General features: G+C 39.8%; 3 protein-coding genes and 1 pseudogene. All 4 read left to right on the top strand.

Annotation, left to right across the window (positions count from 1 at the left end; genetic code table 11):
* Window positions 1-213: pseudogene (locus tag WA010_RS09890) on the top strand (succinate dehydrogenase); the annotation flags it as partial.
* 168 nt (window positions 214-381) lie between these two features.
* A complete protein-coding gene (locus WA010_RS09885; protein WP_422556957.1) occupies window positions 382-1,077 on the top strand; it encodes a succinate dehydrogenase/fumarate reductase iron-sulfur subunit in 696 nt (231 codons plus the stop codon).
* Between the two features lie 68 nt (window positions 1,078-1,145).
* Window positions 1,146-1,643 (top strand): YajQ family cyclic di-GMP-binding protein, encoded by a 498-nt coding sequence (locus WA010_RS09880; RefSeq protein WP_422556956.1) that lies wholly within the window; start codon window positions 1,146-1,148, stop codon window positions 1,641-1,643.
* 12 nt (window positions 1,644-1,655) lie between these two features.
* A partial coding sequence (locus tag WA010_RS09875; protein WP_422556955.1) for an HD-GYP domain-containing protein occupies window positions 1,656-2,309 on the top strand: 654 nt, incomplete at its 3' end.

The following is a 2,309-nucleotide window of genomic DNA, read 5'->3' as shown; positions in this document are numbered from 1 at the left end:
TCGAAAATCTGTAATACCAATTTAGTCGAATTTATCGAGTTTGGAAATAAGATTGAATTAGCTGAGATTATCGTTGTGTGTGCGATCAGCCGTGTCGAAAGTCGAGGGGCGCATTACCGCATCGATGCCCCACAAAGGAATGATCGGATGTTTGGAGCTCACACAATCACATGGAAAGAGGATGGAGTGCTATGCGCGGATTTTATGCAATGAATGAAGATATAGATGATGAATATGATGACGACGATGAGTACGAAAAAGAGTGGTGTGATTGATGTGTGAATATATAAGCGCGGCGTACTGCCGAAGGAAACTCAGCGTTAGCGTAGTCAATCGGGATTTTATTCCGATGACGTATAAAATAAATGGCTGGTGTGATTGATGGAAATAACTATTTTACGCGGTGAAGAAGCTCACTCTTATAACGTCGAGTTAGAAAACGTTACTCTTTTGAGTGTTTTGAATAACATTAAAACCAAAATAGATCCGACACTCACCTATTCGCATGGATGTCGTAGCGGTGTGTGCGGTAGCTGTGCTGTCCGAGTGAACGGGCGTGAACAACTGATGTGTGAGTACAAACCGAGTGATGGGGATCTGGTTGAACCGATCCGCAATGCCCGTGTTATCCGTGATTTGGTGGTTGATACATCATCTATCGAACGATTTAACTGTGCAGGGATGGGATGGAGTGAATCATTCAAGGCAGAAAATGTCAGTGCCGAGGAGATGGAGCGGATCGAGACGCAAAGCGATTGTATTTTGTGCACCTCGTGTTTTAGTGCTTGTCCGGTATATGCTGTCAATCCAAACTTTATCGGTCCGTTCGCGCTGACACGGGTATGGCGATATGTGAACGACCCGCGCGAGCGTGATAGTGAAGCGAAAATGGGAGCGATTCAAATCAACGGGATTTGGGATTGTACCCTCTGCGGGGCGTGTGTCCCTGTTTGTCCTCAATCGATTGCTCCGATGCAGGATATCAAAATACTTCGGATGAAAAGCGGCATGTTAGGTTATCCTGATCCGACGATGAATTTCGGGGGAGGTTTTGATTTAGGGGGATGGGATTTTTAAAATCATTTCCTGTAAATTCTAGTTTGCGTGTGTTATACTAATTGTTATAAAACAGTTAGGACATTCACATGGCATCAGAACACTCTCTTGATATCTCCGCAAAAATCGATCTTCAAGCCTTTAAAGACGCTATCGCTCAATCTGAAAAAGAAGCATCAGGACGTTATGATTTTAAAGGGGTTACCTATGAAATCAACTACCGCGAAAAAGAAAAACAGCTCATTTTGTTAGCATCCAGTGATAACAAGCTTGATGCACTTAAAGATATTGTCATCGGTAAGCTGATCAAACGGGGGCTCTCGTCCAAAGCACTTGAAGAGCTCAAAACCGAAGATGCAAGCGGCGGAAGTCGAAAAGCAACCTATAAAATAGTAGACAGTATTGAGTCCAAAGAGGCAAAAAAAATTGTGGCTGAGATTAAAAATCTTAAAACCAAAGCATCAGCTGTGATAGAGGGGGATTCGATTCGGGTAAAATCCAAACAGATTGACGAACTTCAAAAAATTATGGCGCATATCAAGTCGATGGAGTGGGAAGCACCATTGGTGTTTGATAACTTTCGTTAAGGATGAAAGGCAATGAAAAAACAGTACAAAGCAATTGACAAACGGCTTATAACCGAAGGATCTACTGTTGATTTTAACCTTTTTTTGACCAATGAGACAAAAACGGCTATGACTCTTTTTATACAAAGCGATTCAGCCGTTGATAGTAATACAAAGGTAAAATTGCGGGAAATTGAAATGCTTTACATTAGTGAAGAGGAAGAAGAACGTTATAACAACTATATAAAACAACATCTTCAAAGCATAGTAAAAAATAATGCATTAACAATCGAAGAAAAAGCAATTTTAATTTATGCAAAAGCGACAGAATCAATTGATTTAATGTTTAAAAATCCTGAATCACTTGAAAATGTTAAAAGCGCACAAGGCATTGTTACAAGTTTTATCGAACTTATTTTAAATGATACAAGTGCAGTGGAATCGTTAATGAAAATTACGGCTCATGATTATTATACCCATACCCACTCGATTAATGTTAGTGTTTATACATTGAGTTTAGGTTCATTTCTATGTATAAAAGACAAGGACCTTGAAACATTGGGGATGGCGGCCATATTGCATGATTTGGGTAAAAGCAAAATTAATTATAGTATTATCAATAAAAATGGGAAACTCACCGAGTTTGAGTTTAATCAGATGAAAAATCACCCTTCTTTGGGATATGCC

Origin of the sequence: Sulfuricurvum sp. (genome assembly GCF_049305995.1) — a bacterium.
Classification (GTDB): domain Bacteria; phylum Campylobacterota; class Campylobacteria; order Campylobacterales; family Sulfurimonadaceae; genus Sulfuricurvum.
The sequence above is the reverse complement of the archived record's forward strand: the minus strand, read 5'-3'. Positions and strand labels throughout refer to the sequence as shown.

Excerpts from the sequence above, each read along its gene's own strand:
- WA010_RS09880 (WP_422556956.1), top strand. The coding sequence starts at position 1,146 with ATGGCATCAGAACACTCTCTTGATATCTCCGCAAAAATCGATCTTCAA.
- WA010_RS09885 (WP_422556957.1), top strand. The coding sequence starts at position 382 with ATGGAAATAACTATTTTACGCGGTGAAGAAGCTCACTCTTATAACGTC.